Raw genomic sequence first — 18,276 nt, 5'->3', positions numbered from 1 at the left:
TCAGTCTGCCGCGATCCGCGCCGTGAACAGCTGACGCACCCCCGGCTCGGAGCGCAGCAGCCCCAACGCCAACTCCGCGTGCCCCGGCACGTACCCGTTGCCCACCAGCATCGTCACGTCCGCCGCCAGCCCCTCCGCGCCCAACGCCGCCGCGGAGAAGCTCGTCGCCATCGAGAAAAAGATCACCGTGCCGCCGTCCGCGGTAGCCAGGACCGCCCCGTGCTCACACCCCGGCACGTCCACGCACACCACAGTCACGTCCGCCGGCGCCCCCAACGCGGTGGTCACCGCCGTGGACAACCCCACCGGGTCCCGCGCGTCGGCCACCGCCACCACCGACGCCAGGCCAGCGGCCGTCAGCGCGTCGCGCTCCGCCGCCACCGGCACCACCCCGACGGTACGCGCGGCACCGGCCCGCCGCGCGGCGGCCAGCGACAGCGACCCGCTCTTGCCCGCCCCGCCGATCACCGCGACCCGCACCGGTGTGGGATCACCAGCCCGTTGGCGGTCCTCGACGTAGCGCGACACCACCCGCGCGGTCAGCGCGGGCGCCCCGCACACGTCCAGCACCGCCAGGGACAACTGCGGGTCCTCGTCCTCAGGCAACACCGCGGCGATGGACCGCGCGAACAGGATCGCCCACCCGTCACAGGGCACCTGCTCACTGCGCCCGTCCCAACGAGCCAGCCCGTCGGTAATCACCAACGGCGTCAGGGTCAACGACACCAGAGTGGCCACCCGCTCCCCCACCCGGAGCCCCAGCGGGGACCGCCGACCGGCCTCCTCGACCGTGCCGATCAGCATCCCACCCGACCCGGTCACCGGGTTCTGCATCTTGCCCCGCGTCGAGATGATCTCCAGCACCTCGGCCCGGACCGCGGCACCGTTCCCGCCGTGCTTCTCCGACAACTGTCGGAAACTCGCCGCGTCCAGGTTGAGCCGCCGCACCCGGATCCGCACCTCGTTCGGCGCGATCGCCGCCGACGCGTCCAGGCGCCAAGCCGCCTGCGGCAGCACCCCCGCCGGTTGCACGACGCGGTGCAGTCCCACCGGTGACGTCACGCCAACCTCCCCTGCCAAGCCGCTCGAAGCCCCGGTCAAGGCTCGCGTAACGGGAAAACTTACGGCAGACTAATTTCTTCACCGAATATTTTCCAGTAGCGTTCGGGCTCCGATGATCAGCCGCACCACCGAGGAGGGGCCGTGACCCACACCATCCCGCACCCGAGTCACGCCCCGGTCGCCACACCGACCGCCGGGCAACCCTACGAATACGTCCGCCGTCCCCTCGTCGAACCCGACTGGACCCGCTTCCCCGGCTGGCGCCACGTCACCCGCGACCAGTGGGAATCCGCCCAGTGGCAACGCGTCAACTGCGTCAAGAACACCAAGCAGCTCCGCGCCGTCCTCGGCGACCTCGTCGACGACAGCTTCTACGCCAACCTCGAGGCCGACCAGAAGACCCTGGCCACCATGTCCATGCTGGTGCCACCACAAATGATCAACACGATGGTGCCGTTCGCGACCCCCACCACCGAGGCACTGCTCGCCGACCCCATCCGCCGCTACATGATCCCCGTCGCCTCCGACCGCCGCACCGACTGGCCCTCACACCCCTACGCCAGCCGCGACAGCCTGCACGAGCACGACATGTGGGTCGCCGAAGGCCTCACCCACCGCTACCCCACCAAGGTCCTCGCCGAACTGCTCTCCACCTGCCCCCAGTACTGCGGGCACTGCACCCGGATGGACCTCGTCGGCAACTCCACCCCCGCCGTCGACAAACTCAAACTCACCCTCAAACCCGTCGACCGCTACGACGCCCACATCGCCTACCTCAAGGCCCACCCCGGCGTCCGCGACGTGGTCGTCTCCGGCGGCGACGTCGCCAACGTCCCCTGGCGCAACCTCGAGTCGTACCTCATGCGCCTGCTGGAACTGGAGACCGTCCGCGACATCCGGCTCGCCACCAAGGCCCTCATGGGCCTGCCCCAACACTGGCTGCAACCCGACGTCGTCGAAGGCCTCGAACGCGTCGCCCGCACCGCCGCCCGCCGCGGCGTCAACCTCGCCATCCACACCCACGTCAACCACGCCCAGTCACTCACCCCACTGGTCGCCAAGGCCGCCCAGACCGCCCTCGACGTCGGCGTCCGCGACGTCCGCAACCAGGGCGTCCTCATGCGCGGCGTCAACGCCACCACACCCGAACTGCTCGACCTCTGCTTCGCACTCCAGGGTGAAGCCGGGATCCTGCCGTACTACTTCTACATGTGCGACATGATCCCCAACGCCGAACACTGGCGCGTCCCCGTCTGGCACGCCCAGCAACTCCAGCACGACATCATGGGCTACCTCCCCGGCTACGCCACCCCCCGCATCGTCTGCGACGTGCCCTTCGTCGGCAAACGCTGGGTGCACATGCTCACCGACTACGACCGCGAACGCGGCATCTCCTACTGGACCAAGAACTACCGCACCTCCATCGAATCCGCCGACCTGGAGGCGCTCAACAAGCGCTACGCCTACTACGACCCGATCGACACCCTCCTCGCCGACGGCCAGCAGTGGTGGCACGACCACCGCGACGACTGACCCACCAACGGCGGCACCCCCGGATTCCCCCGGGGGCGCCGCCGTTCCCCGTCACCGGCAGCCCAGGGCCTGCACATACCCGGCCCGCACCGTCCCCGCCGCGACCTCGTCGGCGTACTCCCAGAACACCTCCGCCCAGTCACCGGCCCCGTCCAGGTCCCGCAGCACCCGCCACCCGTGACTGCCCCGCAACGCGTCCGCGGCCCGCCGCACCGCGGCCTCGTCCCCGCTCGCCCGCGCCCGCTGCCACTCCGCGATCCACCCGCACCCGACCCGGGACGTCACACCCACGCCGAACTGGTACGAGTCACTCACACCGATGCCGTCCAGCGAGGCGCCATCGAACCCGGGCGGCAGCGGCACGCCAACGAGCACCCGCACCGCCCGCTCCCGCACCGGCATCACCATCTCCGCCGGCAGCGCAGCCAACCACGTCCGCACGTCCACCCGCACGATGTCCGCGAGAATCCGGTCCAGGTCCGCACGCGACCAGCTCCCGGAGGTACTCATCTCCACGAACACGTCGTCGCGGGGACGCAACAGCACCGTGAAATCACCGTTGAGGTTCTGGAACAGCTCACCCGGCCACCCATCGACCCGCACCGACTTCGCGGGACCGTCGGCAAGCCGATCGGAATAGCGGTACGCGTACACGGACGCCGAATACCAGTTCATCTCCAACTCCCGCCCACCCCGGCGAAAACGGATCATGCCCTGCTCCTCGGCAAACCCGGACAGATCAGTCACCTTCCAGCCAGCCCGATCGATCAGCAGCCGTGGGTTCCGCTCCGCCGCCGCCATCGCCAACGGCGCATAGACCACGCCCGCGTCGACGGTGGGAATCGGCGAGACCCCACCACCCTCGGCCTGCCCCCGCAACACCATGGAGGCCGGCACGACGCTCATGAGCACGGCTGCCGCCGTCACGACGCCCGCGAAACGACGCACCCGCAACCGCCGCCGCGGCACCTCGACGACACGATCAGGCTCCGACCCGGACATGATCCCCTCCAGCAGGTCCCGCTTCACCCCGCCGAGATCCCCCAGCCCACCGAGCCCACCCGGGTCGGCAACCCGAACCAGCCGGTCGACACCCTCATCCGCGCTCACCAGTCCTCCTTCCGAGTCGATGCGCTCAGCACGTCGAGTACATGTCCGGGCGGCCCCGGGTCGTCACCGACCAGCCCCCGCAACCGCGCCCGCGCCCGCGACAGCCGGGTCCGCACCGCGGCAGGAGCCACCCCCAACACCGCAGCCACCTCATGCGGCCGCAGACCCTCCCACACGGTGAGCATCAACACCTCCCGATCCACCTCAGCCAGACCCGCCAACGCCGCCCGCACGGCAAGCCGCTCCGGCACCTCACTCCCCGGATCCGTGACCGAAGCAGAGATCTGCTGGCGCAACCGCTCACCGAGACGCTGCCGGCGAACACCACCACGGTGCTGGTTGGCCAACACCCGCCGGGCCACCCCGTACAACCACAGCCGCGCCTCCCCGCCGACCGGAATGTCCTGCCGGCGACGCCACGCCACCAGGAAGGTCTCCGCGACGACGTCAGCCGCGTCCTCCGGATGCGCGACACGGCGCAGCGCGTACGCCAACAACGACTCGAAGTCCTCGGCATACGCCCGCCGGAAGCGGTCCTCGTCCTGCGCTGTCCCTGAGCTCACGTCCAGTCCATGTCCGGTGCGACCACAACCGTGACAGCCCGCACCAGTCAGGCGCGGATACCGGCGAGCACGAGACCGGCGACCCTACCGATCACCTCGGCACTCGTCGTCGCCGGCAACCGCCGTAGCGACGCAATGGCCAGCAGGCCGGCCCGGACATCGCCCGCGTCGACGCCGTCGCGCAGCACACCCGCGGCCCGCGCCCGTACGACGAGCACATTCAACGCCTGCGCATGCTCCCGCCGCTCCGCCTGGAACGCCGCACCCACCTCACCCGGCCCCAACAACGCCTCGTTGAGCGCCCGGTCATGGATCTGCCGCTCAGCGAACTCGCGCACCACCCCCGACAGCGCCCGCCACGGGTCCGGGTCGTCGAGCGCGCGGCGCATCCGCACACCGCAGTCCTCGACACGCTCGGCCAAGACCGTCGCGACCAACTCCGTACGCGTCGGAAAGTGCCGGTACAGGGTCGCCACCCCCACCCCAGCCCGTCGCGCCACCTCCCGCATGGGCACCTCGAGCCCCGCCGACGCGAACGCCGCCCGCGCCGCCGCCACCACCCGATCACGGTTGAACCGGGCATCGGCACGCTGCATCTGAGACATCCTCGGCCGGCCTCCCTCTCACTTGACCCCACAACGGAACAGCTGCTCCGTTTCCCGCCTACGGTACGACCAACGCCCCGTCACCCCAGGCAGAGGAGCCCTTCATGTTCGCCGTCCAGTACGACGGGTTCGGTGGCCCCGAGGTACTCCACCTTGGCACCACCGACGCGCCGCACCCCCGGGCCGGCCAGATCCGCATCCGCCTCCAGGCCGCCGGGGTCTCCCCCGTCGACGTCGGCCTCCGCTCCGGCCGCACCCCGATGAGCGCCCAACTACCGCTGCCCCACATTCCCGGGGTCGACGCGGCCGGCATCGTCGACGAGATCGGCGACGACGTCGACGATGTGACAGTCGGCGACCACGTCTTCGGCATCGTCGAGCTGGCCAGACTCGGCGGCGCGAGCGCACAGTTCGCGGTACTACAGCTCTGGGCGCACAAGCCCAGCACCATGCCGTGGGCCCAGGCGGGCGCGGCGGGCACCAGCATCGAGACCGCCACCCGAGCCCTCGACCTGCTGGACCTACGGCCCGGCCTGACGCTCCTCGTCGACGGCGCCGCTGGTGGCGTCGGCAGCATCGCCATCCAACTCGCCGCCGCCCGAGGCATCAACGTCATCGGCACCGCCCGCGCCGACAACCACGACCTCCTCCGCCAGCTCGGGGCGACACCGCTCACCTACGGCCCCGACCTCACGAACCGCCTCGACGCCCTCGGCGTGACCCGGGTCGACCGCGCCCTCGACGTCGCCGGCGCCGGGTCCCTGCCCGAACTGCTCCACCTCACCGGCGACCCGACAGCGGTCGTCACCCTCGCCGACTTCACCGCCCCCACGCACGGCGTCCGCCTGTCGATGGGGCAACTGGCGGGCCAACCCGACGGCCGCCACGGCCTGCCCGCAGCAGCCGAACTGTTCACCGAGGGCCGGTTCAGGGTGCCGATCGACGCCGCCTTTCCCCTGGAGAAGGCGGCCGACGCGCACCAGGCGGCCGAACGCGGCTCCCGCCGCGGCAAGATCGTCCTGACTGTCGACGACGTACGGGAAAGCTGATCCTCAGCCGCCGGCCAGCACCTCCGACAACGGCGCCGGCGCCAAGCCTCGCTCCCGCAACCCGGCCAGGATGTGCGGCAACGCCTCGTCGGTCATCGCCGCGTTCGCCTCGGTCACGTGCATGATCACCACCGAGCCGGGGCGGACGTGATCCAACACCGCCCGCACCAGCGGCTTCCACGCGGTCGCGAAGGGATCACCACTGACCACGTCCCCGTCGACGACAGTCACACCCAGCGGGGCCAGGGCATCCAGCGTCGCCGCGTTGTGGCACAGCCCCGGAAAGCGGAAGTACCGGGTCTGCCGACCCCCGTACGGCTTGATGACCTCGAACGTCTTCGCCACGTCCCCGGCCAACTTGTCCACCGGCAGTGAAGGCAGGTCATAGCAGTCAGCGGTGAACGCCGCGTGCCCGTAGGTGTGGTTGGCCAGCTCGAAGCGCGGGTTGCCCGCGATCCGCCGGGTCACGTCCGGGTACCGCTGCACCCACTTGCCGGTCAGGAAGAACGTGGCCGGCACCTCGTCGCGCTCCAGCAGGTCGAGGATGCGCAGGTTGGCGTACGACGTCACCCGACCGGCACGCAGACTGGCCAACATCGCGTCGGTCATGTCCGCGTCGAAGGTCAACGCGACCCGGTTGCCCCGACGTGGCCCGTGGTCCACCACCGGCGCCCGGGTCCCCACCCGCGTCGCCCCCGGGACGGCCGACGCCCCCTGCGGTGCGGTGGCGCTGACCGACGGGGCGGCCGTGGTCTCGGATGAGCCGACGAAGGCCGGTCGCTCCGTCGGCGGCACCCGGGACGCCGAGCACGCGGCGCTGCCGAGAACAGCCGCCGCCACCAGGACGCCCAACCGGAAACGAAGCCGAGGTCGATTCACGCCGCCGATCATCGCAGAAGCGAGGAACGCTCACCGTCCCCGAAGCTCAGGGCAGCAAGGACCTCAGGCGCCCCGGGGGGCGTACATGATGACCGCGACGCCGAGCAGACAGAACGCCGCGCCGGTCAGGTCCCACCGGTCCGGGCGGAAGCCGTCCACCACCATCGCCCAGCCCAACGAACCCGCCACGAACACCCCGCCGTACGCGGCCAGGATCCGGCCGAAGTGCGCGTCCGGCTGGAACGTGGCGACGAACCCGTAACAGCCCAACGCGACCACCCCGGCGGCGATCCACCACAGGCCCCGCTGTTCGCGCCAGCCCTGCCACACCAGCCAGGCGCCACCGATCTCGGCCAACGCCGCCAACGCGAACAACACCAGGGAACGCAGCACCGTCACCGGCCGACCCTAGCCGCGGACAGCGACGGGTCCCCGGGCGGCAGTGCCACCCGGGGACCCGGGGACCGCTCAGGTCACTTCGTGAAGGAGTCCTTCACGTTGCGACCGGCGTCCTTCATGTTCTGACCGGCCTGCTTGGCGCGCGCGTCACTCTCCTGGCTGGCGCCCTCGCCACGCATCCGCTCGTTGTCGGTCATGTCGCCGACGCGCTCCCGTGCGGCGCCGGCCATCTGCTCGACCTTGTTTCGTGCCTTCTCGGTGAAGCTCATCGCGCCTCCTCGGTCTGGCGGTTGTCCTGGCTCGCTTGCCCGCTGTCCGGGTGCCGAAACCGGCGGTGTCGGTCGGCACATCCGCCAAGGCATCCTAGGAAGATAGGTTGAGGGAGGGTCGCCTGCCGGGGTCGATCCCGATGGTTAACTTGCCGCATGGGAGAGCTCCTGCTGATCCGGCACGGCGAGACCACCTGGAGTGCCAGCCTGCGGCACACCTCGTACACCGACCTGGAGCTGACCCCCGACGGCGAGCGACAGGCGCGCACGCTCGCCGCGTTCCTGGCCGGACGGCGGTTCGCGACGGTGCTGTCCAGCCCCCGCTCCCGGGCGCTGCGCACCGCACAGCTCGCCGGCCTCACCGTCGACGCCGTCGACGAGGACCTCAGCGAGTGGAACTACGGCGAGTACGAGGGCCGCACCACCGTCGACATCCACGCCGACCAGCCGCACTGGAACATCTGGACCGACGGCTGCCCCGGCGGCGAGTCACCCGCGCAGGTGGGCGAACGACTCGACCGGGTGCTGGCACGGGTCACCCCGCTGCTCGACCGGGGCACCGTCGCACTTGTCGGGCACGCGCACAGCCTGCGGGTCCTCGGCGCCCGCTGGATCGGCCTGCCCCCGTCCGCCGGCGGACGGCTGCGCCTGGAGACCGCCACGGTCAGCGCGCTCGGTCACGAGCACGGCCGGCAGGTCATCCTGCGCTGGAACCAGCCGGCTCCTCCGGCACCCGGGACCGCGACCGACTCGGTGCCGCCGCGTTGAGCTGACCCGGTGCCGCCGCGCCGATCTTCGGCGGCCGATTCTCGTACGGGGTGGACAGCACCACCGTGGTCCGGGTCGTCACGTTCGCCGAGGTGCGGATCTCCTGGAGCACCCGCTCCAGGTCGGTCGGGCTCGCCACCCGCACCAACAACAGGTAGAAGTCCTCCCCCGCCACCGAGTAGCACGAGTCGATCTCGGGCAGGTGGGCCAGCCGCTCCGGCGCGTCGTCCGGCTGCGACGGGTCGAACGGGCGGATCGCCACGAACGCGGTGAGCGGCAGGTCCAGCGCCTCGAACGACACCCGGGCGGCGTACCCCTTGATCACCCCGCGCTGCTCCAGCCGACGCACCCGCTGGTGCACCGCGGACACCGACAACCCCACCTTCTCGGCCAGGTCGGTGTACGACAGTCGGCCGTCGGCGGTCAGCGCGGCGACGATAGCGCGGTCGATCTCCTCCACGGCGTGCAACCTACCGGGAAAACGGCCCGACGGCGACGAGGTACCCGCCGGGGCGGCCGCGGTGGGTCCCGCCGCGGCCGCCCCGGCACTGCTCAGCCCTTCGCCAACGCCCGGGAAATCACCATCCGCTGGATCTGGTTGGTGCCCTCCACGATCTGCAACACCTTGGCCTCGCGCATGTACCGCTCCACCGGGTGATCGGCCACGTAGCCGGCGCCGCCGAGCACCTGCACCGCGTCGGTGGTCACCCGCATCGCCATGTCGGTGGCGAAGAGCTTCGCCTTGGCCGCCTCGATCGCGTACGGGCGGCCGGCGTCGCGCAGCCGGGCCGCGGCGAGGGTCAGCGCGCGGGCGGCGGAGATCTGGGTGGCCGCGTCGGCGAGGAGGAAGCCGAGGCCCTGGAAGTCGATGATGGAGCGGCCGAACTGCTGCCGCTCCCGGGCGTAGGAGACCGCGTAGTCCAGGGCCGCCTGGGCCAGACCGACCGCGCACGCGGCGATGCCCAGGCGACCGGAGTCGAGCGCGGACATGGCGATGGTGAAGCCCGCGCCCTCGCCGCCGATCAGCCGGTCGGCCGGCACCCGCGCCTCGTCGAAGGCGATCTGCGCCACCGGGGAGGCGCGCAGCCCCATCGTCCGTTCCGCGGCCTGCGGGTTGATGCCGGCGGTGCCCGCGTCGGCGAGCAGGCAGGAGATCCCCTTCGGCCCGGGCCCGCCGGTGCGGCAGAAGACGTTGTAGAAGTCGGCCGTGCGCGCATGGGTGATCCATGCCTTGGTGCCGGACACCAGGTACGCGTCGCCGTCGCGAACCGCCCGGGTGCTCAGCGCCGCCGCGTCCGAGCCACCCTGCGGCTCGGAGAGGCAGTACGCGCCCAGCAGCTCCCCGCCGATCATGTCCGGCAGCAGCTTGCGCTGCTCGTCACTGCCGAACGCGAACACCGGGTAGCAGGACAGGGTGTGCACGCTGACCGCCTCGGCGACCGCGAGCCAGCGGCTGGCCAGGATCTCCAGCACCTGCAGGTACACCTCGTAGGGCTGGGCCGCGCCGCCGTACTCCTCGGGGTAGGGCAGGCCGAGCAGACCGGCACGGCCGAGGGTCCGGAGCACCTCGCGGGGGAATTCGGCGCGCTCCTCGAAGGCGGCGGCCTTCGGCGCGAGCTCGCGGTCGGCGAGCTCGGTGGCGAGACCCAGCAGGTCGTGGGCCTCGTCGGTGGGCAGGATCCGGTCGACAGTCATAGCGCGATGAGCTCCGTGGGGGTGGTGTTGAGCCGTTGCACGCCGTCCGTGGTGCAGACGACGATGTCCTCGATGCGGGCGCCGTGCCGGCCCGCCAGGTAGACGCCCGGTTCGATGGAGAACGCCATCCCGGCCTCGATCGGGCGGTCGTTGCCGGCCACCAGGTAGGGCTCCTCGTGACCGTCGAGACCGATGCCGTGGCCGGTGCGGTGCAGGAAGGCGGGGCCGTAGCCGGCGGCGGCGATCGGGTCGCGGGCCGCGGCGTCGGCCGCCGCGGCGGTTACTCCGGGCCGCACCGCGGCGACCGCGGCGCGCTGGGCGTCGTGCAGCACCGCGTAGTAGTCCAGGAAGTCCGCCGGCGCCGGCGCACCCATCAGGTAGGTGCGGGTGCAGTCCGAGCGGTACCCCGACGCCATCGTGCCGCCGATGTCGACCACCACCGGCTCGCCGGCGCCGATCGGCCGGTCCGAGGTGCCGTGGTGTGGGCTGGCCCCGTTGGGTCCGGCCGCCACGATGACGAAGTCGACGGTGACGTGCCCGGCGGCCCGGATCGCCGCGGCGATGTCGGTGGCGACCTCCGCCTCGGTGCGACCGGGGCGCAGCCACTGCCCCATCCGCAGGTGCACCTCGTCGATCGCCGCGCCGGCCTCGGCGAGGGCCGCGACCTCCGCCGGGGACTTGCGGATCCGCAGCTCGCGCAGCACCTCCCCGGCGAGGCGTTGCGCGGCGCCGGGCAGGGCGGCGCGCAACGCGAGGACCTGCTCGGCCCACATCCGGTCGGCCAGCCCGACCGCCGCGACCGGCCCGCCGAGGGCGGCGACCACCAGGGGGTACGGGTCGGAGCCGTCGACGTGGTCGACGATGCGCACACCGGTGGCCGGTGCCGCCTCCGCCGCCGGACGTTCCAGCCGGGGCACGACGAGGGTCGGCTCACCCACGGCGGGCAGCACCAGGCAGGTCAGCCGCTCCCCCGCGTGGGCGTCGTACCCGGTCAGGTACCGCAGGTCGGAGCCGGGGGTGAGCAGCAGGGCATCCAGACCGGCGGCGGCGGTGGCGCGCTGCGCGGCGATCAGCCGATCGGGCGGGTACAGCTCGTCGATTCCCACCCCAGCAGCTTAACGGTCGTTTGGGTAAACCCCCATATCGGTTCCGGCTCGCGGAAATCCACAGGCGTTGATTGACGCGGACAGTTAACACTCTTTAAGATTTGGCTGCCTCGAGGCCCACCCGTTCCTGCGTCCCGCACTCCCGCCCGCGACAACCCTGCGCGGGTGGCGTCGTTCCCCGCCCACGGGAAGGCCCCCGATGTCCTCACCACTGCGCCGCGCCCTCGCCGCCGGCCTGCTCGCGCTGGCCACCGCCGGCGCCACCCTCACCGTCACCTCCACCGCCGCGCAGGCCGTGGTGCTGCCCAACAACTTCAAGAGCGTCGGCTACATGCCCTCCTGGGCCGGCAACATCAACACGATCCAGTACAACAAGCTCACCCACATCAACTACGCCTTCATCCTGCCCAACAGCGACGGCAGCCTGCAGGGGGTCGACGGGGCGCGACTGTCCTCGCTGGTCTCGCAGGGACACGCCAACAACGTCAAGGTGTCGATCGCCGTCGGCGGCTGGAACGACGGCAACGACTCGGCGTTCGAAGCCCTGGCCGCCAACTCCGGCAGCCGGACCAACTTCGTCAACAACCTGGTCAACTTCGTCAACCAGTACAACCTCGACGGCGTCGACATGGACTGGGAGTACCCCGACGCGGGCGCCTCGGCCAACAACTACACGGCGCTCATGACGCAGCTCGGCAGCGCCCTGCACAGCCGGGGCAAGCTGCTCACCGCCGCCGTGGTCTCCGAGGGCCCCAGCGTGCAGGGTGTGCAGACGGCCGTGTTCAACCAGGTCGACTGGCTCAACATCATGGCGTACGACGGCGGCAACCCCCACGCCAACTACGACTGGTCGATCAACAGCATCAACCTGTGGAAGGCGCGTGGCCTGCCGGCCAGCAAGGCGGTGCTCGGCATCCCGTTCTACAGCCGCCCGGTCTACTACAACTACTCGTACATCGTCGGCCTGGACCCGGCGAACGCCAACCGGGACTGCGCCACCATCGGCGGGTCGCAGCAGTGCTGGAACGGCATCCCGACGGTCAAGCGCAAGACGCAGTGGGCGTTGGCCAACGCCGGCGGCGTGATGAACTGGGAGCTGAGCCAGGACACCAGCGGCTCGACCTCACTGCTCAGCGCCATGTACGACACCATCATGGGCGGCACCACCCCGCCGCCGACCGGTCGCACCGGCCAGATCACCGGCCTCGGCGGCAAGTGCGTCGACGTGGCGGCGGCCAGCACCGCCAACGGCGCCGCCATCCAGCTCTACGGCTGCAACGGCACCAACGCCCAGACCTGGACGGTGGCCGGCGACAGCACGCTGCGCGCCCTCGGCAAGTGCGCCGACATCGCCAGCGGCTCCACCGCCAACGGCGCGAAGGTGCAGCTCTGGGAGTGCAACGGCAGCGGCGCCCAGGTGTGGCAGGCCCAGTCCAACGGCACGTTGCGCAACCCGCAGTCGAACAAGTGCCTGGACGTCACGGACAACAGCTCCGCCGACGGCACCCGGCTGCAGATCTGGGACTGCTTCGCCGGCGCCAACCAGCGCTGGACGCTCCCCGCCTGACCGTACGGCCCGCCCGGTCCCCGGTCGACGCCAGGCGTCAGCCGGGGACCCGCGCGTGTGCGCGGGCCAGGGCGAGCATCTCCTGCACCGAGCCGGCCGGGTCGGTGACCGGGAACTGCACGGCACGCACCACCGCCGCCGGGTCGACAAGCAGCGTCAGCCGCTTGAACCGGGTCACCCCGCCGGCCCGGAAGACCGGCAGCAGCAGCCCCGCCGCCAACCGGCCGTCCTGGTCGGACAGCAGCGGAAACGGCAGCCCGGCGTACGCGGCGAAGTCGGCGAGCTGGTCCGGACGCTGGGTGCTGATCCCGTGCACCCGCACCCCGGCGGCCTCGAAGTCCGAGTGACGCTTGGCGTACGTGCTCGACTCCAGGGTGCAGCCCCGGGCGCCGGGGATCTCCGCCCAGCCCGGCGGATAGCCGGGCGTTCCCGGCGCGTACGCCCCAGGGAAGAGGTAGAGGACCGCCCAGGTGTCCATCGTTGCCAACGCGACCGGCCGACCGTCGGGACCGGGCAGGACGACCTCGGGCAGTCGCCGCCCGACCAGGTGGTGGGCCCGGCGCGCCTCGGCGGAGTCGGCGTCGGCCGTCGCGGTCAGCTCACCGTCACCCATGAGATGCCTCGTTCCCCAGTCCTGTAGGGCGATCAGAACCGGCAGCAGCCCCTCGCCCCGAGCGGTGAGCAGGTAGTCGTAGCGCGGTGGGTGTCGCGAGTAGGACCGGCGCTCCAACACCCCGTGCTCGACCAGGGCGGCGAGGCGTTCGGTAAGCGCCCGCCGGCTGACGCCCAGTTCACGTTGCAGCGCGTCGAAGCGGGTCGTCCCCCCGGCGACGTCGCGCACGATGAGGAACGTCCACCAGTCCCCCAGTACGCCGAGCGCCTGCGCGATGCCGCAGTCCGCGTCGGCGAGATCCTCTCGCCGCACCCGCTACCTCCGTCGGTCCTCATCCGACTATAGTGCGTTCCAGATTGGAACTCATTGGTCCGACGAAACGGGGGCCGACGACACGCGCGTCGACGATCGGGCCGGGATCGTCTGGCGTTGGTGGGCCGCCGGCACGACCAGCATGGTCGGGTCGGCGGTCGGCTCGGTGGCCCGGCCGCCGACACCCGTCGGGGCGGTGCGATCACCCGGCGCGCGACGACGCCATCCGTAGCGCGGTGGCGGCGTCCGGCGGACCGAGCACGATCCACGAGCCGTCGGCGAAGAGCAGGGCGAGACGCCCGATCGTGCCGCCGGGCAGCGCGTCGAGGCGGACCAGCGACTCCACGCCCAGCTGCCAGGCCACCTCCAGTGGCCCGTCCCGGTCCACCGGGCCGGGCCCCTGCCAGGCCGCCCGCACCTGGTTGGCCGCCGCCGCGAGGCGATCCCGCAGACCGCCGCCGGCGGGTGGCGGCGTCGGGGCCGGTCGACCGCCCGGGCGGCGCAGCACCAGCACACGACGGTTGGTCAGCGCCAGCACCTGGGCGACCGTGGGCTCGGGCAGCCGCTCGTCCAGCCCGACGCCCACCGAACCGGGCGGGCCGCCGAGCACCCCGTTGCGGGCCGCCTGATACCACTCCACGCCGGGCCCGGTGGAGGCAGTCACCCCGACGGCATCCCAGGCCAGCCCCTCCGCCACCCGCAGCGGATTCAACTCGGCACGGAACACCTCCCCCGCCGATCGCCGGCCCGGGACGCGGGTGAACCAGCACGCCTCCCGCAGGGTCTCGCCCGGGGCCAACCCGGCCCCCACCTGAGCGAGCAGCTCCGCTCGGCGCGCCGCCTGCTCGTCCATCGATCCTCCCCGCGTCACGGCGCCCGGTCGGCTGCCGGGTCCGTCCAGGAACTCACGGTACGCCGCCAGCGACTGCCGTCGCCGTCGTCACCGCCGCGGCGATCCTCGTACTCGTCGGCGGAGGAGTTGATGACCATGTCACCGACCGACTGCAACCCCTCGCCGACGATCGACCCGTCCAGTGGGGTGGCGAGCTTGATGCCCATCTTCAGCATGGCCTTCGGGCCGTACAGCTTGTTGATGGTCCACGCGGCGATCTTGCCGACGGTGCCCAGCGCCTTGAGGGCCTCCATCATGGCCTTGTACGCCTCCAGCGCCCGGTGCAGCTGCGCCATGATCCGGGTGGTCCGGCTGACCGCGATGCCGGTCTCCGCCGCCGAGGCGACGGCGGCCGCCGCCTCGGACGCACCGGCGGTGATGATCGCCAACGCCTGCGCGGCGAGCCAGGTGATCACCAGCCACTCGACCAGCTCCCGGATGATGGTCCGGATGATCTCCTCACAGTCGCGCAGGTCCATCGCGGTGTCGCCGAGGCTGTCGGCGGTCCGGGCCATCTCCCCGGCCGCCGCGTCCAACCCCTGCACCAGCGCGTCAATCCGCTTGGCGTACGCCTCGGCCGCCTGACCGGTCCATTCCGGACGCAGCGCGTCCAGGCCCTGCCGCTCCTGCTCGGCGACCTGCCGCAGCTGGGTGGCGGCGTTGCGCCAGGCACCCGCGTGCGCGTCGAGCTGGTCGGGGTCGCCGACGCACAGCTCCAGCAACTGCAGCAGCGGCCAGACGAACGGGTAGAGCAGCGCGTCCAACCCGGTGTTGAGCGCCTCGGAGGCGGGGCTGGTGACCTGGTCCCAGGTGTCGCGGACCTGCTGGTAGCCCTTGGCGACGTCGACGGCGCCCGGCTGGCTCATGACCGCTCCGGGTACTGGCTGGCCAGGTGGTCGGCGTTGCCCGAGTCGGTGTGCTCGTACGCCTCGGCGTTGGCGTGCAGCCCGTCGGCCAGGTCGTGCAGGTACTGGACGAGCGCCTCCAGCGAGGTCACCTCGTCGGCCACCCAGCCGCGGTAGCCGGCGTCCAGGCCGGCCATCTGCCCGATCACGCCGAAGAGGTTGCCCTGGGCGGTGGCCGACTCGACGGTGCGGGCGGTCGACTCGACGGCCCCGGCCACGGCCTCCTGAGCAGCGGCAGCCGCGCGCAGCGCCGCCGGCTGGACGGTGAAGCCGTCGCCGCTCACCGACGCCTGCCGAACTGGTCGTCGGCGGAGTCGAGCTGCTCCGCGGCCGCACGGAACCGGCCCTTGTCGACCGCCCGGTCGACCATCGATCGCACGTCGACGGCCCCGCCGGTGGCCGGGCCGATGAGCTCCTGGACCACCTCGGCCTGCCGCCGCCCGGCCTCGGCCGCGGCCTCCCGCTGGGTCGCCACGATGCGCTCCGCCAGCTCCTGCGGCCCCAGCCGCAACGCCGAGGCGCTCAGCGTGAGCCGGACCGGCATCCCCCCGGGCGCCACCACCGCGACGACGCCCTCCGGGGACCGCGCCTCGCCGTACAGCCGCTCGGGGTCGTCACCGAGCTCGGCCAGCCCCGCGAACCGCTCCCGCGTGTCGGCCACCAACCGCCCGAACCAGGCCCGGGTCTCGTCACTCACACTCACCGTCACCCCCGTCAGAACCGTACGAGCGACGAGCGTACCGATGCCGGTCCAACCTGGCTGTCCCGTGCCGTCGGCTCGGCGTGCGCGCGGATCCGCCAGCGCCGGGGTTTTCCCCTTCGCACGGCGGGTGGGGCCATAGCCTGGATCCGGGAACGCCCGCGCGGGCGCCCGGCCGGGAGGATCACGTGGCAACGAACGAGGCGAACCGGACGGCCACCCGCCGACGCCGTCAGCTGTGGGCCGGGGTCCTCGCGCTCGTCGGCCTGGTCCTGCTGATCATCGGCGTCACCGTGGCCGACGGTGTCGCGGCCTGGGTGGAGGTGCTTGTCGCGATCCTGCTGCTGGTGACCAGTTACGTCGTGCAGCACCTGGCCCGGCGGGCGACCGTCTACCGGCACGACGAGCGGCGCTGACACCGCCGACGGCCGGGCGTACCCCGGATCGTCGGGGGCTTGTGCCAGGCTGTCCGGCGTGGCACACCGACCCCCGATCCTGCTGATCGACGCAGCCAGCCTCTACTTCCGGGCCTACTTCGGCATTCCGGAGTCCGCCGCGCGCACCGCGGACGGCACCCCGGTCAACGCGGTGCGCGGCTTCCTCGACATGCTCGCCACCCTCATCCGCGGGCGCGGCGCCGACCGGATGGTCTGCGCACTGGACCACGACTGGCGGCCCGCGTGGCGGGTCGACCTGTTGCCGTCGTACAAGGCGCACCGGGTCGCCCCACAGGGCGGCGAGATCGTTCCGGACACCCTCTCCCCGCAGGTGCCGATGATCCTGGAGGTGCTGGCGGCGGTCGGCATCACCGCCGTCGGCGCGACCGGCTACGAGGCCGACGACGTGCTCGGCACGCTGTCGGTCACCCAGCCGGGGCCGGTCGAGGTGGTCTCCGGCGACCGGGACCTGTTCCAGCTCATCGACGACACCCGGCCGGTCCGGCTGCTCTACGTCGGGCGCGGCGTGGCCAAGCTCGACGACTGCGACGACGCCGCGGTGCGGGCCCGCTACGGCGTGCCGGCCGACCGCTACGCCGACTTCGCCGCGCTGCGCGGTGACCCCAGCGACGGGCTGCCCGGCGTGACGGGCGTCGGCGAGAAGACCGCCGCCCGGCTCATCGAGCGCTACGGCAGCATCGCCGGCATCCTGGCCGCGCTCGACGACTCCGACTCGTCCTTCGCACCGGGCCTACGCACCAAGCTGGCCGCGGCACGCGACTACCTGGCCGTCGCGCCGACGGTGGTCCGGGTCGCGCTGGACGTGCCGCTGCCGGAGCTGGCCACCGAGCTGCCGACCGCGCCGGTCGACCCGGACCGGCTGGTCGAGCTTGCCGGCCAGTGGAACCTGGCCGGCTCGACCCGCCGCCTGGTGGACGCCCTCGCGGCCCGCACCGACGCCGCCTGAGCGCCGGGTTCGCAGCGCCCCGATGTCGCAGCGCGCCTGCTTCGCAGCGCCCGGCCCGCGGGCGTGGTCGCCGCCGTTGGCGGCGGCGCGGGCGGGCGAGGCCGGGCTTCAGGGGCGCAGCCTCGCCGCGAGGTCGCCGATCGCGCCCATCGCGTACCGCTGCATCCCCGGGCCGAAGGTGATGCGCGTGGCGCCGTGGCGGCCCAGCTCGGTCACGGACTCCCGGTCCGGGTCGGCGGCCATGTTGAGCGGCCCCGCGATGCCCTCCCGCAAGCGCGGGAGCACCGCCAACGGGGCCAGGATCGGGTAGACGCAGTCGGCGCCGGCCGCCACGTAGAGACGGGCACGACGCACCGCGTCGGCCGGGTCACCCTGCCCGACCAGGAAGGTGTCGACGCGCGCGTTGACGAAGAGCGCGTCACCCGCCTGCGCCCGCACCTCGGCCAGCCAGTCGGCGTGCCGCTGCGCATCCTTGAGCGTGCCGTGACCGTCCGAGTCCTCCAGGTTGCAGCCGACGACACCGGCGTCCAGGAGCCGCCCGACCAACTCGCGAGGGGCGAGCCCGTAACCGCCCTCGACGTCGGCGGACACGGGCACGGACACGGCCCGGACGATCCGCGCCACCGCCGCGAACATCTCATCGGCCGGGGTCGCGCCGTCCTCGTACCCGAGCGAGGCGGCGACCCCGGCGCTCGGGGTCGCGAGCGCCGGGAAGCCGGCGTCGGCGAACACCCGCGCACTGCCGGCGTCCCAGGGCCCGGGCAGGACGAGCGGGTCGCCGTCGGGGCGGTCGTGGTGCAGGGCGCGGAAGGTGGAGGCTGTCATCGTTCAGGGCTCCCGGGGGT

Annotated in this window: 22 protein-coding genes; 6 read left to right on the top strand and 16 right to left on the bottom strand. The window is 72.3% G+C overall.

The features are described 5' to 3' along the window. Positions 1-1,050 (bottom strand): zinc-binding alcohol dehydrogenase, encoded by a 1,050-nt coding sequence (locus tag AB0B57_RS09965; protein WP_357067868.1) that lies wholly within the window; start codon positions 1,048-1,050, stop codon positions 1-3. Positions 1,051-1,203: 153 nt separating this feature from the next. On the opposite strand from AB0B57_RS09965, the gene AB0B57_RS09960 reads away from it, so the two are divergent. Beyond that, entirely contained in the window at positions 1,204-2,595 is a 1,392-nt protein-coding gene (locus AB0B57_RS09960; RefSeq protein ID WP_357067339.1) for a lysine 2,3-aminomutase, read from the top strand. 51 nt (positions 2,596-2,646) lie between these two features. Here AB0B57_RS09960 and AB0B57_RS09955 read toward each other — a convergent pair whose 3' ends face one another. From AB0B57_RS09955 to AB0B57_RS09945, 3 genes are read right to left on the bottom strand one after another with little or no spacing between them, the layout of a single operon-like run. Next, the gene (locus AB0B57_RS09955) at positions 2,647-3,705 is read right to left on the bottom strand and encodes a hypothetical protein (RefSeq protein WP_357067337.1); all 1,059 of its coding nucleotides are present in this window, start codon (positions 3,703-3,705) and stop codon (positions 2,647-2,649) included. Next, complete coding sequence (locus tag AB0B57_RS09950; protein ID WP_357067334.1) at positions 3,702-4,268, bottom strand: RNA polymerase sigma factor; 567 nt, start codon at positions 4,266-4,268, stop codon at positions 3,702-3,704. The genes AB0B57_RS09955 and AB0B57_RS09950 overlap by 4 nt, the downstream gene beginning before the upstream one ends. Positions 4,269-4,315: 47 nt before the next feature. After that, on the bottom strand, positions 4,316-4,864 hold the full coding sequence (locus AB0B57_RS09945; protein WP_357067332.1) for a helix-turn-helix domain-containing protein: 549 nt from the start codon (positions 4,862-4,864) through the stop codon (positions 4,316-4,318). A 113-nt stretch (positions 4,865-4,977) separates the two neighbouring features. Here AB0B57_RS09945 and AB0B57_RS09940 point away from each other — a divergent pair, with 113 nt between their 5' ends. Further along, positions 4,978-5,922, top strand: coding sequence for an NADP-dependent oxidoreductase (locus tag AB0B57_RS09940; RefSeq protein ID WP_357067330.1), 945 nt, complete (start codon positions 4,978-4,980; stop codon positions 5,920-5,922). Between the two features lie 3 nt (positions 5,923-5,925). Here AB0B57_RS09940 and AB0B57_RS09935 read toward each other — a convergent pair whose 3' ends face one another. The 3 genes from AB0B57_RS09935 to AB0B57_RS09925 form a co-directional block, all read right to left on the bottom strand. Then, a complete protein-coding gene (locus AB0B57_RS09935; RefSeq protein ID WP_357067328.1) occupies positions 5,926-6,801 on the bottom strand; it encodes a polysaccharide deacetylase family protein in 876 nt (291 codons plus the stop codon). Positions 6,802-6,864: 63 nt separating this feature from the next. Continuing rightward, positions 6,865-7,200, bottom strand: a complete 336-nt coding sequence (locus AB0B57_RS09930) for a YnfA family protein (RefSeq protein ID WP_357067326.1) — start codon at positions 7,198-7,200, stop codon at positions 6,865-6,867. Positions 7,201-7,274: 74 nt separating this feature from the next. After that, positions 7,275-7,469: a CsbD family protein gene (locus AB0B57_RS09925; protein WP_357067324.1), complete on the bottom strand. Its 195-nt coding sequence runs from the start codon at positions 7,467-7,469 to the stop codon at positions 7,275-7,277. 156 nt (positions 7,470-7,625) lie between these two features. On the opposite strand from AB0B57_RS09925, the gene AB0B57_RS09920 reads away from it, so the two are divergent. Continuing rightward, complete coding sequence (locus tag AB0B57_RS09920; protein WP_357067322.1) at positions 7,626-8,237, top strand: histidine phosphatase family protein; 612 nt, start codon at positions 7,626-7,628, stop codon at positions 8,235-8,237. Here AB0B57_RS09920 and AB0B57_RS09915 read toward each other — a convergent pair. The 3 genes from AB0B57_RS09915 to AB0B57_RS09905 all read right to left on the bottom strand — a co-directional run bounded on the left by AB0B57_RS09915 (position 8,167) and on the right by AB0B57_RS09905 (position 11,038). Further along, on the bottom strand, positions 8,167-8,697 hold the full coding sequence (locus AB0B57_RS09915; RefSeq protein ID WP_357067320.1) for an Lrp/AsnC family transcriptional regulator: 531 nt from the start codon (positions 8,695-8,697) through the stop codon (positions 8,167-8,169). The genes AB0B57_RS09920 and AB0B57_RS09915 overlap by 71 nt on opposite strands. A 92-nt stretch (positions 8,698-8,789) precedes the next feature. Next, positions 8,790-9,932, bottom strand: a complete 1,143-nt coding sequence (locus AB0B57_RS09910; protein ID WP_357067318.1) for an acyl-CoA dehydrogenase family protein — start codon at positions 9,930-9,932, stop codon at positions 8,790-8,792. Beyond that, positions 9,929-11,038 (bottom strand): Xaa-Pro peptidase family protein, encoded by a 1,110-nt coding sequence (locus AB0B57_RS09905; protein ID WP_357067315.1) that lies wholly within the window; start codon positions 11,036-11,038, stop codon positions 9,929-9,931. The genes AB0B57_RS09910 and AB0B57_RS09905 overlap by 4 nt, the downstream gene beginning before the upstream one ends. 199 nt (positions 11,039-11,237) lie before the next feature. On the opposite strand from AB0B57_RS09905, the gene AB0B57_RS09900 reads away from it, so the two are divergent. After that, complete coding sequence (locus AB0B57_RS09900; protein ID WP_357067313.1) at positions 11,238-12,605, top strand: glycosyl hydrolase family 18 protein; 1,368 nt, start codon at positions 11,238-11,240, stop codon at positions 12,603-12,605. Between the two features lie 37 nt (positions 12,606-12,642). Here AB0B57_RS09900 and AB0B57_RS09895 read toward each other — a convergent pair whose 3' ends face one another. From AB0B57_RS09895 to AB0B57_RS09875, 5 genes are all read right to left on the bottom strand, one after another. Further along, positions 12,643-13,530 carry a winged helix-turn-helix transcriptional regulator gene (locus tag AB0B57_RS09895; RefSeq protein ID WP_357067311.1) on the bottom strand — a complete coding sequence of 296 codons (888 nt, stop codon included), beginning with the start codon at positions 13,528-13,530 and terminating at the stop codon, positions 12,643-12,645. Positions 13,531-13,732: 202 nt separating this feature from the next. After that, entirely contained in the window at positions 13,733-14,383 is a 651-nt protein-coding gene (locus AB0B57_RS09890; RefSeq protein WP_357067309.1) for a hypothetical protein, read from the bottom strand. Positions 14,384-14,397: 14 nt separating this feature from the next. Continuing rightward, positions 14,398-15,288, bottom strand: a complete 891-nt coding sequence (locus tag AB0B57_RS09885; protein ID WP_357067307.1) for a WXG100 family type VII secretion target — start codon at positions 15,286-15,288, stop codon at positions 14,398-14,400. Further along, on the bottom strand, positions 15,285-15,611 hold the full coding sequence (locus tag AB0B57_RS09880; protein ID WP_357067305.1) for a type VII secretion target: 327 nt from the start codon (positions 15,609-15,611) through the stop codon (positions 15,285-15,287). The genes AB0B57_RS09885 and AB0B57_RS09880 overlap by 4 nt, the downstream gene beginning before the upstream one ends. Beyond that, positions 15,608-16,024 carry a YbaB/EbfC family nucleoid-associated protein gene (locus tag AB0B57_RS09875; protein ID WP_357067303.1) on the bottom strand — a complete coding sequence of 139 codons (417 nt, stop codon included), beginning with the start codon at positions 16,022-16,024 and terminating at the stop codon, positions 15,608-15,610. Before AB0B57_RS09875 ends, AB0B57_RS09880 begins: the two co-directional genes overlap by 4 nt. A 191-nt stretch (positions 16,025-16,215) precedes the next feature. On the opposite strand from AB0B57_RS09875, the gene AB0B57_RS09870 reads away from it, so the two are divergent. Together AB0B57_RS09870 and AB0B57_RS09865 are read left to right on the top strand one after the other, a co-directional pair. Continuing rightward, positions 16,216-16,443, top strand: coding sequence for a hypothetical protein (locus AB0B57_RS09870; protein WP_357067301.1), 228 nt, complete (start codon positions 16,216-16,218; stop codon positions 16,441-16,443). 58 nt (positions 16,444-16,501) lie between these two features. Continuing rightward, positions 16,502-17,431: a 5'-3' exonuclease gene (locus tag AB0B57_RS09865; protein WP_357067299.1), complete on the top strand. Its 930-nt coding sequence runs from the start codon at positions 16,502-16,504 to the stop codon at positions 17,429-17,431. Positions 17,432-17,539: 108 nt separating this feature from the next. Here the strand turns inward: AB0B57_RS09865 and AB0B57_RS09860 are convergent, their stop codons facing one another. Next, the gene (locus AB0B57_RS09860; RefSeq protein WP_357067297.1) at positions 17,540-18,256 is read right to left on the bottom strand and encodes an isocitrate lyase/phosphoenolpyruvate mutase family protein; all 717 of its coding nucleotides are present in this window, start codon (positions 18,254-18,256) and stop codon (positions 17,540-17,542) included. Positions 18,257-18,276: the final 20 nt, after the last annotated feature.

The sequence above is a fragment of the Micromonospora sp. NPDC049101 genome (assembly GCF_040648675.1).
In the GTDB taxonomy this organism is placed as follows: domain Bacteria; phylum Actinomycetota; class Actinomycetes; order Mycobacteriales; family Micromonosporaceae; genus Micromonospora.
The sequence above is the reverse complement of the archived record's forward strand: the minus strand, read 5'-3'. Positions and strand labels throughout refer to the sequence as shown.